Source organism: Streptomyces sp. CB01881, assembly GCF_002953255.1.
Lineage (GTDB): Bacteria > Actinomycetota > Actinomycetes > Streptomycetales > Streptomycetaceae > Kitasatospora.
In genome coordinates, this window is record NZ_CP026498.1 from 4,908,039 (window position 1) to 4,928,786 (window position 20,748).

19 protein-coding genes are annotated in these 20,748 nt (G+C 71.6%); 7 read left to right on the plus strand and 12 right to left on the minus strand.

What is annotated here, in order from left to right:
* Nucleotides 1-28: 28 nt before the first annotated feature.
* Nucleotides 29-949: a COX15/CtaA family protein gene (locus C2142_RS11385; RefSeq protein WP_241003164.1), complete on the plus strand. Its 921-nt coding sequence runs from the start codon at nt 29-31 to the stop codon at nt 947-949.
* Between the two features lie 78 nt (nt 950-1,027).
* On the opposite strand, the gene C2142_RS11390 is transcribed toward C2142_RS11385, so the two are convergent.
* Nucleotides 1,028-1,366, minus strand: a complete 339-nt coding sequence (locus C2142_RS11390) for a hypothetical protein (protein WP_148642535.1) — start codon at nt 1,364-1,366, stop codon at nt 1,028-1,030.
* 92 nt (nt 1,367-1,458) lie between these two features.
* Between C2142_RS11390 and C2142_RS11395 the strand changes: the two genes are divergently transcribed.
* Entirely contained in the window at nt 1,459-2,100 is a 642-nt protein-coding gene (locus tag C2142_RS11395; protein ID WP_148642536.1) for a DUF2461 domain-containing protein, read from the plus strand.
* A gap of 127 nt (nt 2,101-2,227) precedes the next feature.
* Here the strand turns inward: C2142_RS11395 and C2142_RS11400 are convergent, their stop codons facing one another.
* Nucleotides 2,228-3,169 carry a heme o synthase gene (locus C2142_RS11400; protein WP_148642537.1) on the minus strand — a complete coding sequence of 314 codons (942 nt, stop codon included), beginning with the start codon at nt 3,167-3,169 and terminating at the stop codon, nt 2,228-2,230.
* A 455-nt stretch (nt 3,170-3,624) separates the two neighbouring features.
* Here C2142_RS11400 and tkt point away from each other — a divergent pair, with 455 nt between their 5' ends.
* The 5 genes from tkt (at nt 3,625) to pgl (ending at nt 10,463) form a co-directional block, all read left to right on the plus strand.
* The gene (gene tkt, locus C2142_RS11405; protein ID WP_148642538.1) at nt 3,625-5,724 is read left to right on the plus strand and encodes a transketolase; all 2,100 of its coding nucleotides are present in this window, start codon (nt 3,625-3,627) and stop codon (nt 5,722-5,724) included.
* Nucleotides 5,725-5,814: 90 nt separating this feature from the next.
* A complete protein-coding gene (gene tal / locus C2142_RS11410; RefSeq protein ID WP_148642539.1) occupies nt 5,815-6,954 on the plus strand; it encodes a transaldolase in 1,140 nt (379 codons plus the stop codon).
* A 61-nt stretch (nt 6,955-7,015) separates the two neighbouring features.
* Complete coding sequence (gene zwf, locus C2142_RS11415) at nt 7,016-8,572, plus strand: glucose-6-phosphate dehydrogenase (protein ID WP_148644708.1); 1,557 nt, start codon at nt 7,016-7,018, stop codon at nt 8,570-8,572.
* The gene (gene opcA / locus C2142_RS11420) at nt 8,569-9,678 is read left to right on the plus strand and encodes a glucose-6-phosphate dehydrogenase assembly protein OpcA (protein WP_148642540.1); all 1,110 of its coding nucleotides are present in this window, start codon (nt 8,569-8,571) and stop codon (nt 9,676-9,678) included. The genes zwf and opcA overlap by 4 nt, the downstream gene beginning before the upstream one ends.
* A complete protein-coding gene (pgl, locus tag C2142_RS11425) occupies nt 9,675-10,463 on the plus strand; it encodes a 6-phosphogluconolactonase (RefSeq protein WP_277347250.1) in 789 nt (262 codons plus the stop codon). Before opcA ends, pgl begins: the two co-directional genes overlap by 4 nt.
* A gap of 74 nt (nt 10,464-10,537) precedes the next feature.
* Here the strand turns inward: pgl and C2142_RS11430 are convergent, their stop codons facing one another.
* From C2142_RS11430 to C2142_RS11475, 10 genes are all read right to left on the minus strand, one after another.
* Nucleotides 10,538-10,873, minus strand: a complete 336-nt coding sequence (locus C2142_RS11430; protein WP_079135914.1) for an RNA polymerase-binding protein RbpA — start codon at nt 10,871-10,873, stop codon at nt 10,538-10,540.
* Between the two features lie 157 nt (nt 10,874-11,030).
* Nucleotides 11,031-11,267, minus strand: a complete 237-nt coding sequence (gene secG, locus C2142_RS11435; protein ID WP_148642541.1) for a preprotein translocase subunit SecG — start codon at nt 11,265-11,267, stop codon at nt 11,031-11,033.
* An 87-nt stretch (nt 11,268-11,354) separates the two neighbouring features.
* The gene (gene tpiA, locus C2142_RS11440; protein WP_148642542.1) at nt 11,355-12,140 is read right to left on the minus strand and encodes a triose-phosphate isomerase; all 786 of its coding nucleotides are present in this window, start codon (nt 12,138-12,140) and stop codon (nt 11,355-11,357) included.
* A gap of 4 nt (nt 12,141-12,144) precedes the next feature.
* Nucleotides 12,145-13,350 (minus strand): phosphoglycerate kinase, encoded by a 1,206-nt coding sequence (locus tag C2142_RS11445; RefSeq protein ID WP_148642543.1) that lies wholly within the window; start codon nt 13,348-13,350, stop codon nt 12,145-12,147.
* A 142-nt stretch (nt 13,351-13,492) separates the two neighbouring features.
* On the minus strand, nt 13,493-14,497 hold the full coding sequence (gene gap, locus C2142_RS11450) for a type I glyceraldehyde-3-phosphate dehydrogenase (protein ID WP_148642544.1): 1,005 nt from the start codon (nt 14,495-14,497) through the stop codon (nt 13,493-13,495).
* A 310-nt stretch (nt 14,498-14,807) separates the two neighbouring features.
* Nucleotides 14,808-15,788 (minus strand): DNA-binding protein WhiA, encoded by a 981-nt coding sequence (gene whiA / locus C2142_RS11455; protein WP_148642545.1) that lies wholly within the window; start codon nt 15,786-15,788, stop codon nt 14,808-14,810.
* On the minus strand, nt 15,779-16,750 hold the full coding sequence (gene yvcK, locus C2142_RS11460; protein ID WP_148644710.1) for a uridine diphosphate-N-acetylglucosamine-binding protein YvcK: 972 nt from the start codon (nt 16,748-16,750) through the stop codon (nt 15,779-15,781). The genes whiA and yvcK overlap by 10 nt, the downstream gene beginning before the upstream one ends.
* Nucleotides 16,751-16,989: 239 nt before the next feature.
* The gene (rapZ, locus tag C2142_RS11465) at nt 16,990-17,868 is read right to left on the minus strand and encodes an RNase adapter RapZ (protein WP_148642546.1); all 879 of its coding nucleotides are present in this window, start codon (nt 17,866-17,868) and stop codon (nt 16,990-16,992) included.
* Nucleotides 17,869-17,992: 124 nt separating this feature from the next.
* Nucleotides 17,993-20,098 carry an excinuclease ABC subunit UvrC gene (gene uvrC / locus C2142_RS11470; RefSeq protein ID WP_148642547.1) on the minus strand — a complete coding sequence of 702 codons (2,106 nt, stop codon included), beginning with the start codon at nt 20,096-20,098 and terminating at the stop codon, nt 17,993-17,995.
* 66 nt (nt 20,099-20,164) lie between these two features.
* Nucleotides 20,165-20,623 carry a Rieske (2Fe-2S) protein gene (locus C2142_RS11475; RefSeq protein WP_148642548.1) on the minus strand — a complete coding sequence of 153 codons (459 nt, stop codon included), beginning with the start codon at nt 20,621-20,623 and terminating at the stop codon, nt 20,165-20,167.
* Nucleotides 20,624-20,748: the final 125 nt, after the last annotated feature.

Consider the following 20,748-nt stretch of genomic DNA (forward strand, 5'->3'; position numbering starts at 1 on the left):
CGCCGAGCGCTGGCAGCCGTCCGCCGCCATGGTCAGGCGTGCCGCGTTCGCCGCGCTGGTGATGAGCGTGGTCATCGTGGTCACCGGCGGCGCCGTCCGGCTCACCGCCTCCGGCCTCGGCTGCACCACCTGGCCCCGCTGTACCGACGAGAGCCTGACGCCGACGCCCGAGATGGGCTTCCACGGCGTCGTCGAGTTCACCAACCGGATGCTCACCTACGTGCTGAGTGCCGCGGTCGGCTGGGCCATCCTGGCCGCCCGCTGCCACCGCCCGTGGCGGCGGCAGCTGACCAAGCTGGGCTGGGCGCAGTTCTGGCTGGTGATGAGCAACGCCGTGCTCGGCGGCATCACCGTGCTGACCGGCCTCAACCCGTACACCGTCGCCCTGCACCTGATCGCCGCGATGGGCCTGGTCTGGGTCGCGCTGCTGATGTGGGAGCGGTCCGGCGAGGGCGACGGACCCCCGCAGCCGGCCGTGGCCCGCCCGATCGTGCAGCTCTCCTACGTCCTCGTCGTGGTGATCGGCCTGCTGGTGGCGGCCGGGACGCTGGTGACCGGCGCCGGGCACCACCCGGGGACGCCCAGGGACAACAAGATCGTGCCGCGCATCCCGCTCGACTACGACCGCCTGGCGCAGTTCCACGCCGACCTGGCCTTCGTCTCGGTCGGCCTGGCGATCGCGGTGCTGTTCGTCTTCGCCGCGGTGAAGACCCCGCCGGCCGCCCGGGCCCGCGCCCGCGAGCTGCTCGTCGTGCTGCTGCTCCAGGGCGTGCTCGGCTTCGTCCAGTACTTCACGGAGGTCCCGGAGATCCTGGTAGGCCTGCACATGCTGGGCGCCACCCTCACCTGGATCGCCGCGCTGCGCATCCCGCTCGCGCTGCGGGTCCGCACGGACGGGGACGCGCCCGCCCCGCTGCCGGCCCGCGAGCCGCAGGCCGCCGCCGCCTGAGCCACGCGAACCGCCTGAGCCCGTACGCGAAGGGGCCCCGGGATCACCCGGGGCCCCTTCCGCATGTCCGGGGCGGCGTCAGCCGCCGATCTGGATGCCGGCCATCCGCTTCCACTCGTACGGGCCGGTCTTCACCTTCAGGCCCAGCTCGCCCTCGAAGTCGTCGTGGAGGGTGACCCCGGCCAGCTCGGCGGCCCGGCGGCCGACGGCGTAGCTGGGGGCGACCTGGTCGCCCCAGGTGCCGTCCGCGCCGACCACCACGATGCGGGTGGCCACGGCGCCGACGTACTCGACGACGCCGTCGGCGCTGCCGCCGTGCTGCCGGGCGAAGCTGGAGAGGTGCTTGGCGATGCGCTTGGCGCGGCGCTCGGCGCGGGCGTCCGGCGCGGCGGTGGTGGCGGTCTCTGCGCTGCTCATGCCCGCATGCTACCGATCGGTAGCGGAGCTGGCGACGGGAGCGGACTGTGCACCGGGCCACATGCCGGCCCCGCGCACCACATACTGGCCCCGTGACCTTCCAAGGCTGGCCCGCCGAGGCGCTCGACTTCTACGAGCACCTGGAGGCCGACAACTCCAAGACCTTCTGGCAGTCCCACAAGGACCAGTACGACCACGCCGTCCGGGAGCCGATGGAACGGCTGCTGGACGAGCTGGAACCCGGCTTCGGTCCCGGCAAGATCTTCCGCCCCAACCGCGACGTCCGGTTCAGCGCCGACAAGTCCCCCTACAAGACGCACATCGGCGCCCACCTGGAGGCCGGCGGCTACGTCCAGCTCTCCGCCGACGGACTGGCCTGCGGCAACGGGCTCTACCAGCTCGCCCCGGACCAGCTGGAGCGCTACCGGGCCGCCGTCGCCGAGGACGTGAGCGGCGCCGAGCTGGAGCGGGTGGTCGCCGCGGTCCGCGAGGCCGGCCCGCAGGTGGTCGGCCGGGACAGCCTCAAGTCCGCGCCGCGCGGCTACCCCAAGGACCACCCCCGGATCGAGCTGCTCCGCCACAAGGGCCTGGTCGCCTGGCAGGAGTGGCCGCCCGGGGCCTGGCTCGGCACCCGGACGGCCTACCGGCGGATCACCGGCTTCCTGGAGGCCTCCCAGCCCCTCAAGGACTGGCTGGACGGCCACGTCGGCCCGTCCGAACTGCCGCCCCGCTGACACCGGGCCGGCCCGCGCCGGAAGCCGAATCCCCCGCACTGCCCCGCCCCGCCGCAACCGCACGGACCCCGCCCCACCGAAAACAGAAGGGCCCCGGTCCGAAGACCGGGGCCCTTCCTCAGAAGTCCTACTTCACGAACGGGTCCACCGCGATCACCACGAACAGCAGCGTCAGGTAGGTGATCGACCAGTGGAACAGCCGCATCTCCTTCAGCTTGGCGCCGACCACCCCGGCCTTGGCCCGGGCGTACAGCCCGTGCGCCTCCTTGAGCCAGGCGGCGCCCAGCACGACGGCCGAGACGGGGTAGAGCCAGCTGGTGTCGGCCAGCGGCCACAGCGCCAGCGAGACGGCCACCATGACCCAGGAGTAGGCGACGATCTGCTTGGCGACCGCCAGGTTGCCCTTGATCACCGGCAGCATCGGGACGCCGGCCCGCTCGTAGTCCTCGCGCACCTTCATCGACAGCGGCCAGTAGTGCGGCGGCGTCCAGAAGAAGATGACCAGGAAGAGCACCAGCGCCGACCAGGACACCGTGTTGGTGACCGCCGCCCAGCCGACGAACACCGGCATGCAGCCGGCGATGCCGCCCCAGACGATGTTCTGCGCCGTCCGCCGCTTGAGCCCCAGCGTGTACACGAACACGTAGAAGAGCAGTGCCGACAGCGCCAGCAGCGAGGACAACGGGTTGACCAGGTAGCCCAGCCAGATCGTCGAGCCGACCGCCAGGGCGATGCCGAAGACCAGCGCCTCGCGCGGCGACACCATGCCGGTGACGAGCGGCCGCCGCTCGGTGCGCGACATCACCGCGTCGATGTCACGGTCGATGTACATGTTGAGGGCGTTGGCGCCGCCGGCCGAGAGGTAGCCGCCGATGACCACCTCCAGCACCAGCAGCGGATCCGGAACACCGCGCTGCGCCAGGAACATCACCGGCACGGTGGTGATCAGCAGGAGCTCGATGATCCGCGGCTTGGTCAGTGCGACGAAAGCGCCGACACGGGCCCCGAACGGCCGGTGCGCAGGCGTCGCCCCGGTGACCCCGGCGGGACGGGATTCGACGGCGGTCACTAACACCCCAACTGAAGATGAATCCTCACAGGCGGCCACGGGAACGAGGGCCCCGTTTCGTCCGCTCTGCGCGTACCACGCCACCTTAGACGCTCCATATCTCCCCACCGGCTCCGGGGTCCCCCGGCGAGGCGGAACGCACACCCCTGGGTGAACAGACGAAGCTGGTCCCGTGCGGTACCTGCCCCCTGCCCCGACCCCCCGAGGGGCAGAGACGACGAAAACAGGAGAGCCTGTGACAAAACAGCCGCCCGGTCCTTCGTGGGAATCGCCATACGGAATTTCCCGTTGTCCCAGCACGGAGGGTGAGCCTCGGCCCGGACGGTAGGCTCGCTCCGAGAAGCGGGATCTACCCTCCGTGACCGGCACCACCCAAGCGTCCGGCCCCAGCGACGTGGCCGACCCGGTCCCCCTCACGGGGTCACTCTTCACAACGGAAGGAGCCCTGAGACAGGGTGAACACGACGCCGACGAACGTATTCGAGTGGTCCGAACTGGACGAGCGGACTGTCGACACGGCCCGCGTCCTGGCCATGGACGCGGTCCAGAAGGTCGGCAACGGACACCCCGGGACGGCCATGTCGCTGGCCCCGGCGGCGTACCTGATCTTCCAGCGCTTCCTGCGCCACGACCCGACCGACCCGGCGTGGGTCGGCCGCGACCGTTTCGTGCTCTCCCCCGGGCACACCAGCCTGACCCTCTACACCCAGCTCTACCTCTCCGGCTACGGCCTGGAGCTCGACGACCTCAAGGCCTTCCGGGTCGCCGGCAGCCGCACCCCCGGTCACCCCGAGCACGGCCACACCGCGGGCGTCGAGACCACCACCGGCCCGCTGGGCCAGGGCATCGCCAACGCGGTGGGCATGGCGATGGCGGCCCGCTTCGAGCGCGGCCTCTTCGACCCGGACGCCGCGGCCGGCGAGTCGCCGTTCGACCACACCATCTGGGCCATCGTCTCCGACGGCGACCTGGAGGAGGGCATCTCCGCCGAGGCCTCCTCGCTGGCCGGCCACCAGAAGCTGGGCAACCTCGTCGCCCTGTACGACGACAACCACATCTCGATCGAGGGCGACACCGAGACGGCCTTCTCCGAGGACGTCCTCAAGCGCTACGAGGCGTACGGCTGGCACGTCCAGCGGGTCACCCCGAAGGCCAACGGCGACATCGACGTGGCCGCCCTGGCCGAGGCCCTGGCCGCCGCCAAGGCCGAGACCTCCCGCCCGTCGATGATCGCTATGCGCACGATCATCGCCTGGCCGGCCCCGGACGCCCAGAACACCGCCAAGGCACACGGCTCCGCGCTCGGCGCCGCCGAGATCGCCGCCACCAAGAAGGTCCTGGGCTTCGACCCGGAGAAGACCTTCGAGGTCGGCGACAAGGTGATCGAGCACGCCCGCCAGGTGATCAAGCGCGGCAAGGCCGCCCGCGACGCGTGGCAGCAGTCGTTCGAGGCCTGGCGCGGCGCCCACCCGCACCGCGCCGCCGAGTTCGACCGCATCCAGGCCGGCGAGCTGCCCGAGGGCTGGAAGAAGTCCGTCCCGGTCTTCGAGGCCGGCAAGGACGTCGCGACCCGCAAGGCCTCCGGCGAGACCCTCAAGGCGATCGGCGCGGTGATCCCGGAGCTGTGGGGCGGCTCGGCCGACCTCGCGGAGTCCAACCTCACCACCATCGACGAGGACAGCTCCTTCCTCCCCGAGGGCAACCCGCTGAAGACCGCCGGCCCCTACGGCCGGACGATCCACTTCGGCATCCGCGAGCACGCCATGGGCTCGACCATGAACGGCATCGCGCTGCACGGCAGGACCCGCGTCTTCGGCGGCACCTTCCTGGTCTTCGCGGACTACATGCGCCCCGCCGTCCGCCTGGCCGCGCTGATGAAGCTGCCGGTCACCTACGTCTGGACGCACGACTCGATCGGCCTCGGCGAGGACGGCCCGACCCACCAGCCGGTCGAGCACATGGCCTCGCTGCGCGCCATCCCGGGCCTGGCCATGGTCCGCCCGGCCGACGCCAACGAGACCGCCGTCGCCTGGCGCACCGTGATCGAGCGGCAGACCACCCACCCCGGCCCGGTCGGCCTGGCGCTCACCCGCCAGAACGTCCCGACCTTCGACCGCGAGGTGTTCGGCTCCGCCGAGGGCACCACGAAGGGCGGCTACATCCTGGCCGAGGCCTCCGACGGCGACCCGCAGGTGATCCTGCTCGGCACCGGCTCCGAGGTCCAGCTGGCCGTCAAGGCCCGCGAGGTCCTGGAGGCCGAGGGCATCGCGACCCGCGTGGTCTCGCTGCCGTCCTTCGAGTGGTTCCAGGAGCAGGACCAGGCCTACCGCGACAGCGTGCTGCCGCCGTCGGTCAAGGCCCGCGTCTCGGTCGAGGCCGGCATCGCCCAGGGCTGGCGCGAGCTGGTCGGCGACCACGGCCGGATCGTCTCGCTGGAGCACTTCGGTGCCTCCGCCGACTACAAGGTGCTGTTCGAGGAGTTCGGCCTGACCTCCGAGCGGGTCGTCGCCGAGGCCCACAACGCACTGCGCTCGCTCGAAGCCGTCAACCGCTAGCGGCACCCGGGCCGGGCCGCCGACCGCACATCGGCGCCCCGGCCCCTCTGACTACCCCACGAAGCAGAAGAAAAAAGGGACTGAAGCACCATGACTGACGCACTGAAGCGCCTCAGCGACGAAGGCGTGGCGATCTGGCTGGACGACCTCAGCCGCAAGCGGCTGAACACCGGCAACCTCGCCGAGCTGGTGCAGAACAAGCACGTGGTGGGTGTCACCACCAACCCGACCATCTTCCAGAAGGCGATCGGCGGCGGCGACTCCTCCTACGACGGCCAGCTGCGCGACCTCGCCGTCCGCAAGGTCACCACCGACGAGGCCGTCCGCATGATCACCACCTCGGACGTGCGCGACGCGGCCGACGTGCTGCGCCCGGTCTACGACGCCTCCAACGGCCGCGACGGCCGGGTCTCCATCGAGGTCGACCCGCGCCTGGCCCACGAGACCGCCGCGACCATCGCCGAGGCCAAGCAGCTCTGGTGGCTGGTCGACCGCCCGAACGTCTTCATCAAGATCCCCGCCACCAAGGCCGGCCTGCCCGCGATCGGCGAGGTCATCGGCAAGGGCATCAGCGTCAACGTCACGCTGATCTTCTCGCTGGAGCGCTACCGCGCCGTCATCGACGCCTACCTGACCGGCCTGGAGTCCGCCAAGGCCAAGGGCCTGGACCTCTCCCAGATCGAGTCGGTCGCCTCGTTCTTCGTCTCCCGCGTGGACACCGAGATCGACAAGCGCCTGGACAAGGTCGGCGGCGACGCCCGGGACCTTCGCTCCAAGGCCGCCCTGGCCAACGCCCGCCTCGCCTACCAGGCGTACGAGGAGGTCTTCGGCACCGTCGACGGCAAGACCGCCGGCAGCGAGCGCTGGAAGGCCCTGGAGGCCGCCGGCGCCAAGCCGCAGCGTCCGCTCTGGGCCTCCACCGGCGTCAAGGACCCGGCCCTGCCGGACACCCTGTACGTCACCGAGCTGGTCGCCCCGGGCACCGTCAACACCATGCCCGAGGCCACCCTGGACGCCACCGGCGACCACGGCGTGATCACCGGCGGCACCATCGTCCCGAACTACGCCGACGCCAAGGCCGTGATGGACGCCATCGCCGCGGCCGGCGTGGACTACGACGACGTCGTCCAGGTGCTGGAGGACGAGGGCGTGGAGAAGTTCGAGCAGTCCTGGAACGAGCTGCTCGACACCGTCACGGCCTCGCTCGCCTCCTTCGCCGACGAGAAGTGATTCCCGCTCACAGCCAGCGCACGAAAGCGGAGCCCATCAAGTGAGCACTGATTTCCCTGAGTTGACGTCGGACTCGGACGCGGGCGACCCCCCGCCGGCTCCCGTCAACCCGCTTCGTGACCCGGCAGACCGGCGGCTCCCGCGCATCGCGGGGCCGTCCGGCCTGGTCATCTTCGGGGTCACCGGCGACCTGTCCCGCAAGAAGCTGATGCCGGCCATCTACGACCTGGCCAACCGCGGCCTGCTGCCGCCGGGCTTCTCGCTCGTCGGCTTCGCCCGCCGCGAGTGGAAGGACGAGGACTTCGCCCAGGAGGTCCACGACGCGGTCAAGGAGCACGCCCGGACCCCCTTCCGCGAGGAGGTGTGGCAGCAGCTCGCCAAGGGCATGCGCTTCGTCCACGGCACCTTCGACGACGACGACGCCTTCGACAAGCTCCGCGGCACCATCGAGGAGCTCGACAAGGCGCAGGGCACCGGCGGCAACTTCGCCTTCTACCTGTCGGTCCCGCCGAAGTTCTTCCCGACCGTCGTCCAGCAGCTGAAGAAGCACGGCCTGGCCGACCCGCCCCAGGGCTCCTGGCGGCGCGCGGTCATCGAGAAGCCCTTCGGCCACGACCTGGAGAGCGCCCAGGAGCTGAACCGGATCGTCCACGAGGTCTTCCCCCGGGACGAGGTCTTCCGGATCGACCACTACCTGGGCAAGGAGACCGTCCAGAACATCCTGGCGCTCCGCTTCGCCAACCAGATGTTCGAGCCGATCTGGAACCGGTCGTACGTCGACCACGTGCAGATCACCATGGCCGAGGACATCGGCATCGGCGGCCGGGCCGGCTACTACGACGGCATCGGCTCGGCCCGGGACGTCATCCAGAACCACCTGCTCCAGCTGATGGCGCTCACCGCCATCGAGGAGCCGGCGTCCTTCCACCCCAAGGCGCTGGTCGCCGAGAAGCTCAAGGTGCTCAGCGCCGTCAAGCTCCCGGCCGACCTCGGCAAGCACACCGTGCGCGGCCAGTACGCGGCCGGCTGGCAGGGCGGCGAGGAGGTCGGCGGCTACCTCGACGAGGACGGCATCAACCCGGACTCCAAGACCGACACCTACGCGGCCATCAAGCTGGAGATCAACAACCGCCGCTGGGCGGGCGTGCCGTTCTACCTGCGCACCGGCAAGCGGCTCGGCCGCCGGGTCACCGAGATCGCGGTGGTCTTCCAGCGCGCCCCGTACCTGCCGTTCGACTCCTACGCGACCGAGGAGCTGGGGCAGAACGCCCTGGTCATCCGGGTGCAGCCGGACGAGGGCGTCACGGTGCGGTTCGGCTCCAAGGTGCCGGGCACCTCCTTCGAGGTCCGGGACGTCACGATGGACTTCGCCTACGGCGAGTCCTTCACCGAGTCCAGCCCGGAGGCGTACGAGCGCCTCATCCTCGACGTGCTGCTCGGCGACGCCAACCTGTTCCCGCGCCACCAGGAGGTCGAGCTCTCCTGGCAGATCCTCGACCCGATCGAGAAGTACTGGGACTCCCACGGCAAGCCCGCCCAGTACCCGGCGGGCACCTGGGGCCCGGCCGAGGCTGACGAGATGCTCGCACAAGACGGCAGGAGCTGGCGCCGGCCATGAAGATCGATCTCACGAACACGACCTCCAGCAAGATCAACGCAGCGCTGATGGAGGCGCGCCGGGGCAACGGCGCCACCGCCGCCGGCATGGTGCTCACGCTGGTGATCGTGACCGACGAGGGCAGCGCCTACGACGCCCTCAAGGCCGCCAACGACGCCTCGCGGGAGCACCCCTCGCGCACCCTGGCGGTCATCAAGCGCGCCGGGCGCTCGCCCCGGGCCCGCGCCGAGACCCGCCTGGACGCCGAGATCCTGGTCGGCAGCGACGCCGGCTCCGGCGAGACGGTCGTCCTGCGCATGCACGGCGAGCTCGTCGCGCACGCCCAGTCGGTCGTCCTGCCGCTGCTCCTCCCGGACGCCCCGGTGGTCGTCTGGTGGCCGGAGAACGCTCCGCTGCACCCGGCCCAGGACCCGCTGGGCTCGATCGCCCAGCGCCGGATCACCGACGCCGTCACCGCGGAGTCCCCGGTCGGCCAGCTCGCCCAGCGGGCCCAGAGCTACACCCCGGGCGACACCGACCTGGCCTGGACGCGGATCACCGGCTGGCGCTCGATGCTGGCCGCCGCGCTGGACCAGCGGCCGTCCACGATCACCTCCGCGGTGGTCGAGGGCGAGTCGTACAACCCCAGCGTCGAGCTGCTCGGCCTCTGGCTGCACAACCGGCTGCACGTGCCGGTCGAGCGGGTCGTCACCGGCGGCCCCGGCATCACCGCGGTGCACCTGCGCACCACGGACGGGGACATCACCCTGGACCGCCCGGACGGCCTGATGGGCACGCTGTCCATGCCCGGCTCGCCGGACCGCCAGGTGGCGCTCAAGCGGCGCGAGACGTCCGAGCTGATCGCGGAGGAGCTGCGCCGGCTCGACCCGGACGACATCTACGCGTCGGCCGTGCGCACGCCCGTCGAGCGGCTGCGCGAGACGGCGGCGGCCGAGTCGGCCGCGCACACCGTCGCCGAGGCCGCGGTGGCCAACCCTTCGCGGGTGACCGCCAAGGTGCCGGGCGACGCCGCACCGGAGAAGGACGCCGACCAGGAGTCCGCGCCGAAGAAGGCCGCCGCGAAGAAGGCCCCGGCCAAGGGCGCGGACAAGAAGGCGGGATCGTGACCGCGGCCACCCCGCAACTGGTCGTCCACCGGGACAAGGAGCTGATGGCCCAGGCGGCCGCGGCCCGGCTGATCACCCGGATCGTGGACGCCCAGGCCGCCCGTGGCACCGCCTCGGTGGTGCTCACGGGCGGGCGCAACGGCAACGCCCTGCTGGCAGCCATCGCCGCCTCCCCGGCCCGGGACGCGGTCGACTGGGCCCGGCTGGACCTCTGGTGGGGCGACGAGCGCTTCGTGCCCTCCGCCGACCCGGAGCGCAACGCCGTCCAGGCCCGGGCGGAGCTGCTCGACGCCGTCCCGCTCGACCCCGCGCGGGTGCACGAGATGCCCGCCTCGGACGGCGTGGACGGCTCGGACGTGGAGGCCGCCGCGGCCCGCTACGCCGAGGAGCTGGCGAAGGCGGCCGGGCCGGGTGACCGGCTCGGCGTCCCCTCCTTCGACGTGCTGCTGCTCGGCGTCGGACCGGACACCCACGTCGCCTCGCTCTTCCCCGAGCACCCGGGCGTGCGGGAGACCGAGCTGACGGTGATCGGCGTGCGCGGTGCGCCGAAGCCCCCGCCGACCCGCGTCTCGCTCACCCTCCCGGCTATCCGGGCGGCCCGTGAGGTCTGGCTGCTGGCGGCGGGCGAGGACAAGGCCGGCGCGGTCGCGGTGGCCCTCTCCGGCCCGGGCGAGCTCCAGGCGCCCGCCTCGGGCGCGTACGGCCGCAGCCGCACCCTCTGGCTGCTGGACCGGGCGGCGGCGGCGCAGATCCCGCCGCAGCTGTACCCGCCGGCCTCGGCGTAGCCCCGGCCACGGCCACGGCCACGCGAAAGGGCGCCACCGTCGCAGAACGGTGGCGCCCTTCGTGTTGTCAGGTCTCAGATCTCGCCGCGCAGCTTGGCCAGGGCCTCGGCGAGGATCGCCTCGCCGTCGGCGTCGGTGCGCCGCTCGCGCACGTAGGCGAGGTGGGTCTTGTACGGCTCGTTGCGCGAGGGGGCGGGCGGGTTGTGCTCGTCCTGGCCGGCCGGGAAACCGCAGCGCGGGCAGTCCCAGGTGTCCGGGATGACCGCCTCCGCGGCGAAGCTGGGGCGGGTCTCGTGCTTGTTGGCACACCAGAAGGTGATCCGGTTGCGCGGGGCGGACTCGCCGCGCTCCGCCTCCCCCATCGGGCCGGCTCCGACCCTGCTGCCACGGATGGCGTTGCCACTTGCCACGGTCTGACTCCCTGCGTGCTGATGCGCCGACCCGCCGCGGTGCGCGTCGGTGGCGAAAGTCGTCCTAGTGTAAGCAGGAGTTAAGGATCCACGACCACCGGCTCCGCCCCGGACCGTTCCAGCATAGGCCGCGGGGCGACGAGGCGTCAGAGATATGTCAGCTCTTGTACTTGAGCACCAGGCCGAGCACGATGATGCATGCGAACCAGCCGACGGCGACAATGATCGTGATGCGGTCCAGGTTGCGCTCGGCCACCGCCGAACCGCCGCCGGTGGACATCGCGCCGCCGCCGAACATGTCGGACAGGCCGCCGCCCTTCCCCTTGTGCAGCAGCACCAGGAGGATCATCAGCAGGCTGAAGATGATCAGGGCAATCGAGAACCCGATAACCACGACGGGACCAACTCTCTCGTATCTTCGGCGAAGGGGCCGGGCCGCACTGAGCGGTCCGGCCCCAAAGCCTACGTTGCTGCGGCGGCGTTAGCCTACTGCCTGCTCACGGTACCGCACGATCTTGACGAACTCGTCGGCGTCCAGGGAGGCACCACCGATCAGGCCGCCGTCGACGTCCGGCTTGGCCATCAGGCCGGCCGCGCTCGACGACTTGACCGAACCGCCGTACAGCACGCGGACCTTGCCGGCCAGCTCGGCGTCGTACAGCTCGGCGATCCGCACGCGGATCGCGGCGCAGACCTCCTGGGCGTCCTCGGGGGTCGCCACCTCGCCGGTGCCGATCGCCCAGACCGGCTCGTACGCGACGACGATGGACTCGGCGTGCGCGGCCGGGACGTCCTTCAGGGCGCCGTCGAGCTGGGCCAGCGTGTACTCGACGTGGGTGCCGGCCCTGCGGATGTCCAGCGGCTCGCCGATGCAGAGGATCGGCGTGATCCCGCTGCGGTAGGCGGCCTTCACCTTGGCGTTGACGATCTCCTCGTTCTCGCCGTGGTACTGGCGGCGCTCCGAGTGGCCGATCACCGCGTAGGTGCACTTCAGCTTGGACAGCATCGGGCCGGAGACCTCGCCGGTGTACGCACCGGAGTCGTGCTGCGAGATGTCCTGCGAGCCGTACTTGATCTTCAGCTTGTCGCCGTCGACCAGGGTCTGCACCGAACGGAGGTCGGTGAACGGCACCAGGACGGCGACCTCGACCGACTCGTAGTCCTTGTCGGCCAGCGCGAAGGCCAGCTTCTGGGTGTGCTGGATGGCCTCAAGGTGGTTGAGGTTCATCTTCCAGTTGCCCGCCATCAGCGGGAGACGCTCAGTCATTGCCTCAGCCTTCCAGGGCGGCGAGACCGGGGAGGGTCTTGCCCTCCAGGTACTCGAGGCTCGCGCCACCGCCGGTCGAGATGTGCCCGAACTCCGTCTCGTCGAAGCCCAGGATGCGGACGGCCGCGGCGGAGTCGCCGCCACCGACCACGGTGAACGCGTCGCTGTCCAGCAGCGCCTGCGCGACTGCCTTGGTGCCCTCGGCGAAGGTCGGGTGCTCGAAGACGCCCACCGGACCGTTCCAGAACACCGTCCTGGCGTCGGCCAGCTTCGCCGCGAAGAGCTCGCGGGTCTTCGGGCCGATGTCCAGACCTTCCTTGTCCGCCGGGATCTCGTTCGCGGCGACGATCGCGAAGTCCTCGACCGGGGCGTGCGTCTTGGTGTCGGGGAACTTCGCGGAGACCGCGACGTCCACCGGCAGCACGAACTCGACGCCGTTCTCCTCGCCGCGCTTCAGGTAGTCCAGGACCACGGGGACCTGGTCCTTCTGCAGCAGCGAGATGCCGACCTCGTTGCCGAGGGCGTACAGGAAGGTGTACGCCATGCCGCCGCCGATCAGGATGCGGTCGGCCTTGCCGAGCAGGTTGTCGATCACGCCGACCTTGTCGGACACCTTGGAGCCGCCGAGCACGACGACGTACGGGCGCTCGACCTCCTCGGTGAGGCGCTTCAGCACGCCCACCTCGGTGGCGATCAGGTCGCCGACGGCGTGCGGCAGGCGGGCCGGCAGGTCGAAGACGGAGGCGTGCTTGCGGTGCACCGCACCGAAGCCGTCGCCCACGTACAGGTCGGCCAGCAGGGCCAGCTCGTCCGCGAAGGCGCCGCGCTCGGCGTCGTCCTTGCTGGTCTCGCCGGCGTTGAAGCGCAGGTTCTCCAGCAGCGTGACCTCGCCGTCGGCCAGGGCGGCGACGGTGGCCTTCGCGCTCTCGCCCACGGTGTCGGCCGCGAAGGAGACCGGCCTGCCGAGGATCTCGCCGAGGCGGGCGGCCACCGGCGCGAGGGAGAACTGCGGGTCCGGCTCGCCCTTGGGGCGGCCGAGGTGGGAGGCGACGACGACCTTGGCGCCACGCTCTGCGAGCTTGGCGATGGTCGGCGCGACGGCACGGATCCGGCCGTCGTCGGTGATCGTGCCGCCGGACAGCGGGACGTTCAGGTCCGCGCGAACGAATACGCGCTTGCCGGCGACGTCGAGGTCTTCGATGGTCTTCACGGTCTTCCGTCTCCTGGGGGGTGGAGCAAGGACGGCACAACGGCGGGCCGTCAAAGGGGAGTTGAGGGTGCGCAGACGAGGGCCCGGATGGCGTCGAAGCCTTCCGGGCCCTCCCCCTTACTTCACGTCAGCTCCCGCTGCGTCAGAGCTGGCCACCGACGAGGCTGGTCAGGTTGACGAGGCGGTTCGAGTAGCCCCACTCGTTGTCGTACCAGCCGAAGACCTTGACCTGGTTGCCCTGGACCATGGTCATCAGCGAGTCGAAGATCGTGGAGAACGGCGAGTTCACGATGTCGGAGGAGACGATCGGGTCCTCGGTGTACTGCAGGATGCCCTTGAGCGAGCCCTCGGACGCCTTCTGGAAGGCGGCGTTGACCTCCTCGACGGTGACGTCGCGCTCCAGGGTGACGACCAGGTCGGTGATCGAGCCGGTCGGGACCGGGACGCGCAGCGAGGTGCCGTCCAGCTTGCCCTTCAGCTCGGGCAGCACCAGCGCGGTCGCCTTGGCGGCACCGGTGGAGGTCGGGATGATGTTGAGGGCGGCGGCGCGGGCGCGACGCAGGTCCTTGTGCGGGAAGTCCAGGGTGACCTGGTCGTTGGTGTACGCGTGCACCGTGGTCATCAGACCCTTGACGATGCCGAAGTTCTCGTTCAGCACCTTGGCCAGCGGCGCCACGCAGTTGGTGGTGCAGGAGGCGTTGGAGATGACGGTGTGCTTGGCGGCGTCGTACTTGTCGTCGTTGACGCCCATCACGATGGTGACGTCCTCGTCGGTGGCGGGCGCCGAGATGATGACCTTCTTGGCTCCGGCGGTGACGTGCTTCTTGGCCGCCTCGGCCTTGGTGAAGATGCCGGTGGACTCGATGACGATGTCCACGCCCAGCTCGCCCCAGGGCAGGTTGGCCGGGTCACGCTCGGCGATGACCTTGAAGGTCTTGCCGTCGACGGTGATGCTGTTCTCGGTGTGCGAGACCTCGCCCGGGAAGGTGCCCAGGATCGAGTCGTACTTGAGCAGGTGCGCCAGGGTCTTGGTGTCGGTCAGGTCGTTGACACCGACGATCTCGATGTCTGCGCCCTGGGCCTTGACCGCACGGAAGAAGTTGCGGCCGATGCGGCCGAATCCGTTGATGCCTACCCGGATCGTCACGAACCGATCTCCTCGTTAGGTACGCCGGAACTATGCCGACGGGGTGGAATTTGGGATGTCCCCGACCGCCTACGACCCTACCCCTCCGAGACGTTCCGGGGCACATCAGGCCGGGTCAAAGACCCTGGCGTGGCGTGTCAAGGGGCCACGAACAGGACTTCCGCGCCTCCCCCCGCGGGAAGTTGGTCCCACATCCCGGACACCCCGCCAGGGGCTGCGCCGTCGGCGGTTCGGACACGGAACGGCCGGTACCCGGGATTCCGGGTACCGGCCGTTCTCCACCACGGTCCGCGATCGCTGTCAAGGCCCGCTAGTTGAGCGCCATCTCGTCGGTCAGATTGGCCTCGGTGCTCGGCAGGCCGAGCTCGGAGGCCCGCTTGTCGGCCATCGCCAGCAGGCGGCGGATCCGGCCGGCCACCGCGTCCTTGGTCAGCGGCGGGTCGGCCAGCGCGCCCAGCTCCTCCAGCGAGGCCTGCTTGTGCTGCATCCGCAGCTGGCCGGCGGCGGCCAGGTGCTCGGGCACCTCCTCGCCGAGGATCTCCAGCGCGCGCTGCACCCGGGCGCCGGCCGCCACCGCGGCGCGGGCCGAGCGGCGCAGGTTGGCGTCGTCGAAGTTGGCCAGGCGGTTGGCGGTGGCCCGCACCTCGCGCCGCATCCGGCGCTCCTCCCAGGCGAGCACCGACTCGTGGGCACCGAGCCGGGTCAGCAGTGCGCCGATGGCGTCGCCGTCGCGGATCACCACCCGGTCCACGCCGCGCACCTCGCGGGCCTTGGCCGGGATGCCGAGCCGACGGGCGGCGCCGACCAGGGCGAGGGCGGCCTCGGAGCCGGGGCAGGTGATCTCCAGCGAGGAGGAGCGGCCGGGCTCGGTGAGCGAGCCGTGCGCGAGGAACGCCCCGCGCCAGGCCGCCTCGGCGTCACAGGTGGCGCCGGAGACCACGGCCGGCGGCAGGCCCCGGATCGGCCGACCGCGGCCGTCCACCAGTCCGGTCTGGCGCGCCAGCAGCTCGCCGTCCTTGACCACCCGGACCACATAACGGCTGCCGCGGCGCAGACCGCCGGGCGCCATCACGACCAGGTCCGAGGAGTGTCCGAAGATCTCCAGCAGGTCCTTGCGCAGACGGCGCGCCGCCGCGCCGGTGTCCAGCTCCGCCTCGATCACGATGCGGCCGCTCACGATGTGCAGCCCGCCCGCGAAACGCAGGATCGCCGAGACCTCCGCCTTGCGGCAGCAGGCCCGGGTGACCGGGAGCCGGCTGATTTCGTCCTTCACCGCTGGAGTCATCGCCATGGCCCGATCCTTCCATGTGTCCGGAAAATCCGGTCGTACGCGGCGGCCAAGAGCTCCGGGTCGTGTCGCGGCGTCCCGTCGGTACGGGCGACCCGCCCGAGCACCAGGGCCGCGCCCATCCGCTCGGCGGCCTTCTCCAGGCCGGCCAGGTCCGCCTGGCCGAAAGCGCCGCCGGTGACGGCGCGCTCGTCCACCAGGATCGCATCCACCGCGAGGGTGGGTGCGTGGTCGGCGATGACCTCCAGGTGACGCTGCGGGGTGAAACCCTCCGTCTCACCGGGCTGGGGGGCCAGGTTCAGGGTGAGCAGGCGACGGGCCCGGGTCTCGGTGAGCGCCTTGGCCAGCTCGGGCACCAGCAGGTGGGGCAGCACGCTGGTGAACCAGGAACCGGGGCCGAGGACCACCCAGTCCGCCTCGCGGACGGCGGTGACGGCCTCCGGGGCGGCCGGGGGCTCGTCCGGCAGCAGCCGGACCGACTCCACGGTGCCGGGCGTCGCGGCGACACTGGCCTGGCCGCGGACCGCGGAGACCTCTCCGGGGCGGGCCGGGTCGTGCCCGCGGACTATCGCCTCGATGTCCAGCGGGACCGCCGACATCGGCAGCACCCGGCCCTGGACGTTCAGCAGCCGGCCCACCCAGTCCAGGGCGGCGACCGGGTCGCCGAGCTTCTCCCAGAGCGCGACGATCAGCAGGTTGCCGACGGCGTGGCCGCCCAGCCCGCCGGTGCCGGTGAAGCGCTGCTGGATCACCTCGGACCAGGTGCGGCCCCAGTCGTCGTCGCCGCAGAGCGCGGCCAGCGCCTTGCGGAGGTCGCCCGGCGGCAGCACCCCGAGCTCCTCGCGCAGCCGGCCGCTGGAGCCGCCGTCGTCGGCCACCGTGACCACGGCGGTGAGGTCGGTGGTGAGCCGACGCAGGGCGGAGAGCGAGGCGGAGAGGCCCTGGCCGCCGCCGAGGGCGGTGATCCGGGGGGCCTGGTTGGACCGGGGCGCCTGACTGGTGCGGGCCGGGCCCGGGCGGGCCGGGTTGGTCCGCGCCTGCCCGGTCCGCGGCCTGCCGGGCGCCGCGGCGCGCGGCGGGACCCCCGTCCGGTCGGCGGTCTTGTTCTGGAGCTGCCGCCCGGGCACGTATCCCGTCACACCTACCTCGCGTTCCTCTTGCCCGCCGCCGGGCCTCCGCCGGCGGCCCGGCAGGGGCGCGGCGGCTACTCCCGTCCCATGTCACGGTGGACGAGCACGGTTTCCACTCCGTCCGCGATGAGGCGCTTCGTCAGGCGCTCGGACATCGCGACGCTGCGGTGCTTGCCACCGGTGCAGCCTACGGCAAGCGTCATGTAGCGCTTCCCCTCGCGGCGGTACCCCTCGGTGATGATGCGCAGAAGCTCGGCGTAGCCGTTGAGGAACTCGTTGGCCCCGGGCTGCTGGAACACGTAGTCGGCGACGTCGGCGTCCGTGCCGGTACGGGCGCGCAGCTCGGGGACCCAGTGCGGGTTGGGCAGGAAGCGGCAGTCCACCACGAGGTCGGCGTCGACCGGCAGGCCGTACTTGAAGCCGAAGGACATCACCGTGGCGCGCAGCTCGGGTTCGTCGTGGTCGGCGAACTGGGCGTCCAGCTTGGCGCGCAGCTGGTGCACGTTGAGGTTGGAGGTGTCGATCACCAGGTCGGCCTCGCCGCGCAGGTCGCGCAGCAGGTCGCGCTCCCGGGCGATGCCGTCGACGATCCGGCCGTCGGCCTGGAGCGGGTGCGGGCGGCGCACGCTCTCGAAGCGGCGGACCAGGGCGTCGTCGGAGGAGTCCAGGAAGACGACGCTCAGCCGGACGCCGCGCTTCTCCAGCTCGTCCAGCGAGGTGAGCAGGTCGTCGAAGAACTGCCGGCCGCGGACGTCCACCACGACGCCGATCCGGGCCACGTTGCCCTGGGAGCGGGCGCCGAGGTCGACCATGGTCGGGATGAGGGCCGGCGGCAGGTTGTCCACCACGAACCAGCCCAGGTCCTCCAGGCACTTGGCCGCGGTGGAGCGGCCCGCTCCGGACATGCCGGAGATGATCACCAGCTCCGGGGCGTTCTCTCCCGCGTCTGACATCGTCACTTCGGTTCCCCGCTCTCGGTGGTTCTGCTGAGGAGAACGCGCGTCGCGCGGGCACGCTTCCCCGGCTCACTCGGACGAGTGGGCTCGGGGCGCGCCGGCTGACGGGCGGCGTCGGCCGTCATGGCGTCTCCTGGGACGGTGCTGCCTGGGGCGCCGCGCCGGCCGCCGGGCCGGCCACGTCGGCGCTGTCATCGATGATCTCGCCGGTGGCGGTGTTCACAGCCGGTGCCGCGGGTGTACGGGAGGACAACGCTGCCGCAACAGTCTCCGCCGTCCGGCGTCCGATGCCGGGGACGGCGCAGAGTTCGTCGACGGTGGCCGCGCGGAGCCGCTTCAGCGAGCCGAAGTGCTTGAGCAGCGCCTGGCGGCGAGTCTCGCCGAGGCCGGGGACGGAGTCCAGCTCCCCGGCGGTGAGTCGCCTGGAACGCTTGGCGCGCTGGTAGGTGATGGCGAAGCGGTGCGCCTCGTCGCGGACCCGCTGGAGCAGGTAGAGGCCCTCGCTGCTGCGGGGCAGGACCACCGGGTCGTCCTCGCCGGGCAGCCAGACCTCCTCCAGGCGCTTGGCCAGGCCGCAGAGGGCGACGTCGTCGATGCCCAGCTCGTCCAGGGCGCGCCTGGCGGCGGCGACCTGCGGCTGGCCGCCGTCGACGACCAGCAGCTGCGGCGGGTAGGCGAAGCGGCGGGGGCGGCCCGTCTCCGGGTCGACCGGCCCGGCGGGCACCTCCTGGCCGTCGGGGGCCTCCTGGCCGGCCGCGTCCGCGGTGGCGGCGACCGGGTCGTCGGCCTCGGGGACGGCCCACTCCCCCGTCTGCTCGCGCTCCTGGAGGTAGCGGCGGAACCGGCGGGTGATCACCTCGTGCATCGAGCGGACGTCGTCCTGGCCCTCGAAGCCCTTGATCTGGAAGCGCCGGTACTCGCTCTTGCGGGCCAGGCCGTCCTCGAAGACCACCATCGAGGCGACCACGTCCTCGCCCTGGAGGTGCGAGATGTCGAAGCACTCGATGCGCAGCGGGACGGAGTCCAGCTCCAGCGCGTCGGCGATCTCCTGGAGGGCCCGGCTGCGGGTGGTGAGGTCGGAGGCGCGCTTGGTCTTGTGCAGGGCCAGCGCCTGCTGGGCGTTGCGCTGCACGGTGACCATGAGGTCCTTCTTGTCGCCGCGCTGCGGGACGCGCAGGTCCACCTGGGCGCCGCGGAGGCCGCTCAGCCACTCCTTCACGGGGCCGACCGGTTCGGGCAGCGCGGGGACCAGCACCTCGCGCGGGACGGCCTCGCTCCGTTCGTCCCCGCCGGCACCGCCGTAGAGCTGCTGGAGCGCGTGCTCGACCAGGCCCGCGGTGTCCACGTCCTCGACCTTGTCGGTGACCCAGCCGCGCTGGCCGCGGACCCGGCCGCCGCGGACGTGGAAGATCTGGACGGCGGCCTCCAGCTCGTCCTCGGCGACGGCGAGCAGGTCGGCGTCGGTGGCGTCGGCGAGCACGATGGCGTTCTTCTCCATCGCGCGCTTGAGCGCCCCGATGTCGTCCCGCAGCCGGGCCGCCTTCTCGTACTCCATCTCCGCGGCGGCCTCCTGCATCTGCTCTTCCAGCCGGCGCAGGTAGTTGCCGGTGCGGCCGGCCATGAAGTCGCAGAAGTCCTCGGCCAGCGCCCGGTGTTCGTCCGCCGAGACCTTGCCGACGCAGGGCGCGGCGCACTTGCCGATGTAGCCGAGCAGGCAGGGCCGGCCGACCTGGCGGGCGCGCTTGAAGACGCCGTTGGAGCAGGTCCGGACGGGGAAGACGCACAGCAGCAGGTCGACCGTCTCGCGGATCGCCCAGGCGTGCCCGTACGGGCCGAAGTAGCGCACGCCCTTCTTGTGCGCCCCGCGCATCACCTGGACCCGCGGGTACTCCTCGTTGAGGGTGACCGCCAGCTCCGGATAGCTCTTGTCGTCGCGGTACTTGACGTTGAAGCGGGGGTCGAACTCCTTGATCCAGGAGTACTCCAGCTGGAGCGCCTCGACCTCGGTGGCGACCACCGTCCACTCCACCGAGGCCGCGGTGGTGACCATCGTCGCGGTGCGCGGGTGCAGCCCGGCGAGGTCCTGGAAGTAGGACGACAGCCGGGGGCGCAGGCTCTTGGCCTTGCCGACGTAGATGACCCGACCATGGGCGTCGCGGAACTTGTAGACGCCCGGCGAGACCGGGATCGCGCCCGGCGCCGGGCGGTAGGTGGACGGGTCAGCCATGGGTCCACCGTACCGAGTCGGGCCGGGTGTACGGAGGGGAGATCAACTGGGCGGAGGTCAACTGCTTCAGCTCGGGGTCACCTTGAGGTTCCCGCCCTCGACCGCCACCGTGTACTCGGGCAGCGGGGTGGGGGCGGGGCCGTCCAGCACGGCGCCGTCGGTGATGCCGAACATGCTGCCGTGGCAGGGGCATTGGATCTTCTGGTTCTTGACCTGGTCGACGATGCAGCCGGCGTGGGTGCACTTGGCGCTGAAGGCCTTGTACTGGCCCTCGGCCGGCTGGGTCACCACGATCTTCTTGTCGCGGTAGACGGTGCCACCGCCGACCGGCACCGCGGAGGCCGGGCCGACGTCCACCGGGGTCTTCGCCGCCGGGGTGCCGGAGGAGCCGGAGGAGGACGAGGAGCAGCCGGAGACCGCCAGCGTGCCGCCGCCGGCGGCGAGCACGGCCGCGGCCCCGCAGAGCAGGGTGCGGCGGGAGGTGGCGGGGCTCTCGGCCTGCGGGCTCTCGGGTGCCTCGGACATGGGTGCGCTCCTGGTCTGGCGGCGGGCTCGGCTGCTGGGGGTCGCCGGGAATTCTATGCGGCCCTTACCGGCCGCCCCCACGGGTGGGGGCGGCCGGTAAGGGGTGCCGCACGGTACGGCCGGCG

Bases quoted from the DNA above. Each gene is read 5' to 3' on its own strand.
- C2142_RS11385 (WP_241003164.1), top strand. From the start codon at position 29: ATGGTCAGGCGTGCCGCGTTCGCCGCGCTGGTGATGAGCGTGGTCATC.
- C2142_RS11390 (WP_148642535.1), bottom strand. From the start codon at position 1,366: ATGAGCAGCGCAGAGACCGCCACCACCGCCGCGCCGGACGCCCGCGCC.
- tal (WP_148642539.1), top strand. From the start codon at position 5,815: ATGACTGACGCACTGAAGCGCCTCAGCGACGAAGGCGTGGCGATCTGG.
- opcA (WP_148642540.1), top strand. From the start codon at position 8,569: ATGAAGATCGATCTCACGAACACGACCTCCAGCAAGATCAACGCAGCG.
- tpiA (WP_148642542.1), bottom strand. From the start codon at position 12,140: ATGACTGAGCGTCTCCCGCTGATGGCGGGCAACTGGAAGATGAACCTC.
- whiA (WP_148642545.1), bottom strand. From the start codon at position 15,788: ATGGCGATGACTCCAGCGGTGAAGGACGAAATCAGCCGGCTCCCGGTC.
- rapZ (WP_148642546.1), bottom strand. From the start codon at position 17,868: ATGTCAGACGCGGGAGAGAACGCCCCGGAGCTGGTGATCATCTCCGGC.
- uvrC (WP_148642547.1), bottom strand. From the start codon at position 20,098: ATGGCTGACCCGTCCACCTACCGCCCGGCGCCGGGCGCGATCCCGGTC.
- C2142_RS11475 (WP_148642548.1), bottom strand. From the start codon at position 20,623: ATGTCCGAGGCACCCGAGAGCCCGCAGGCCGAGAGCCCCGCCACCTCC.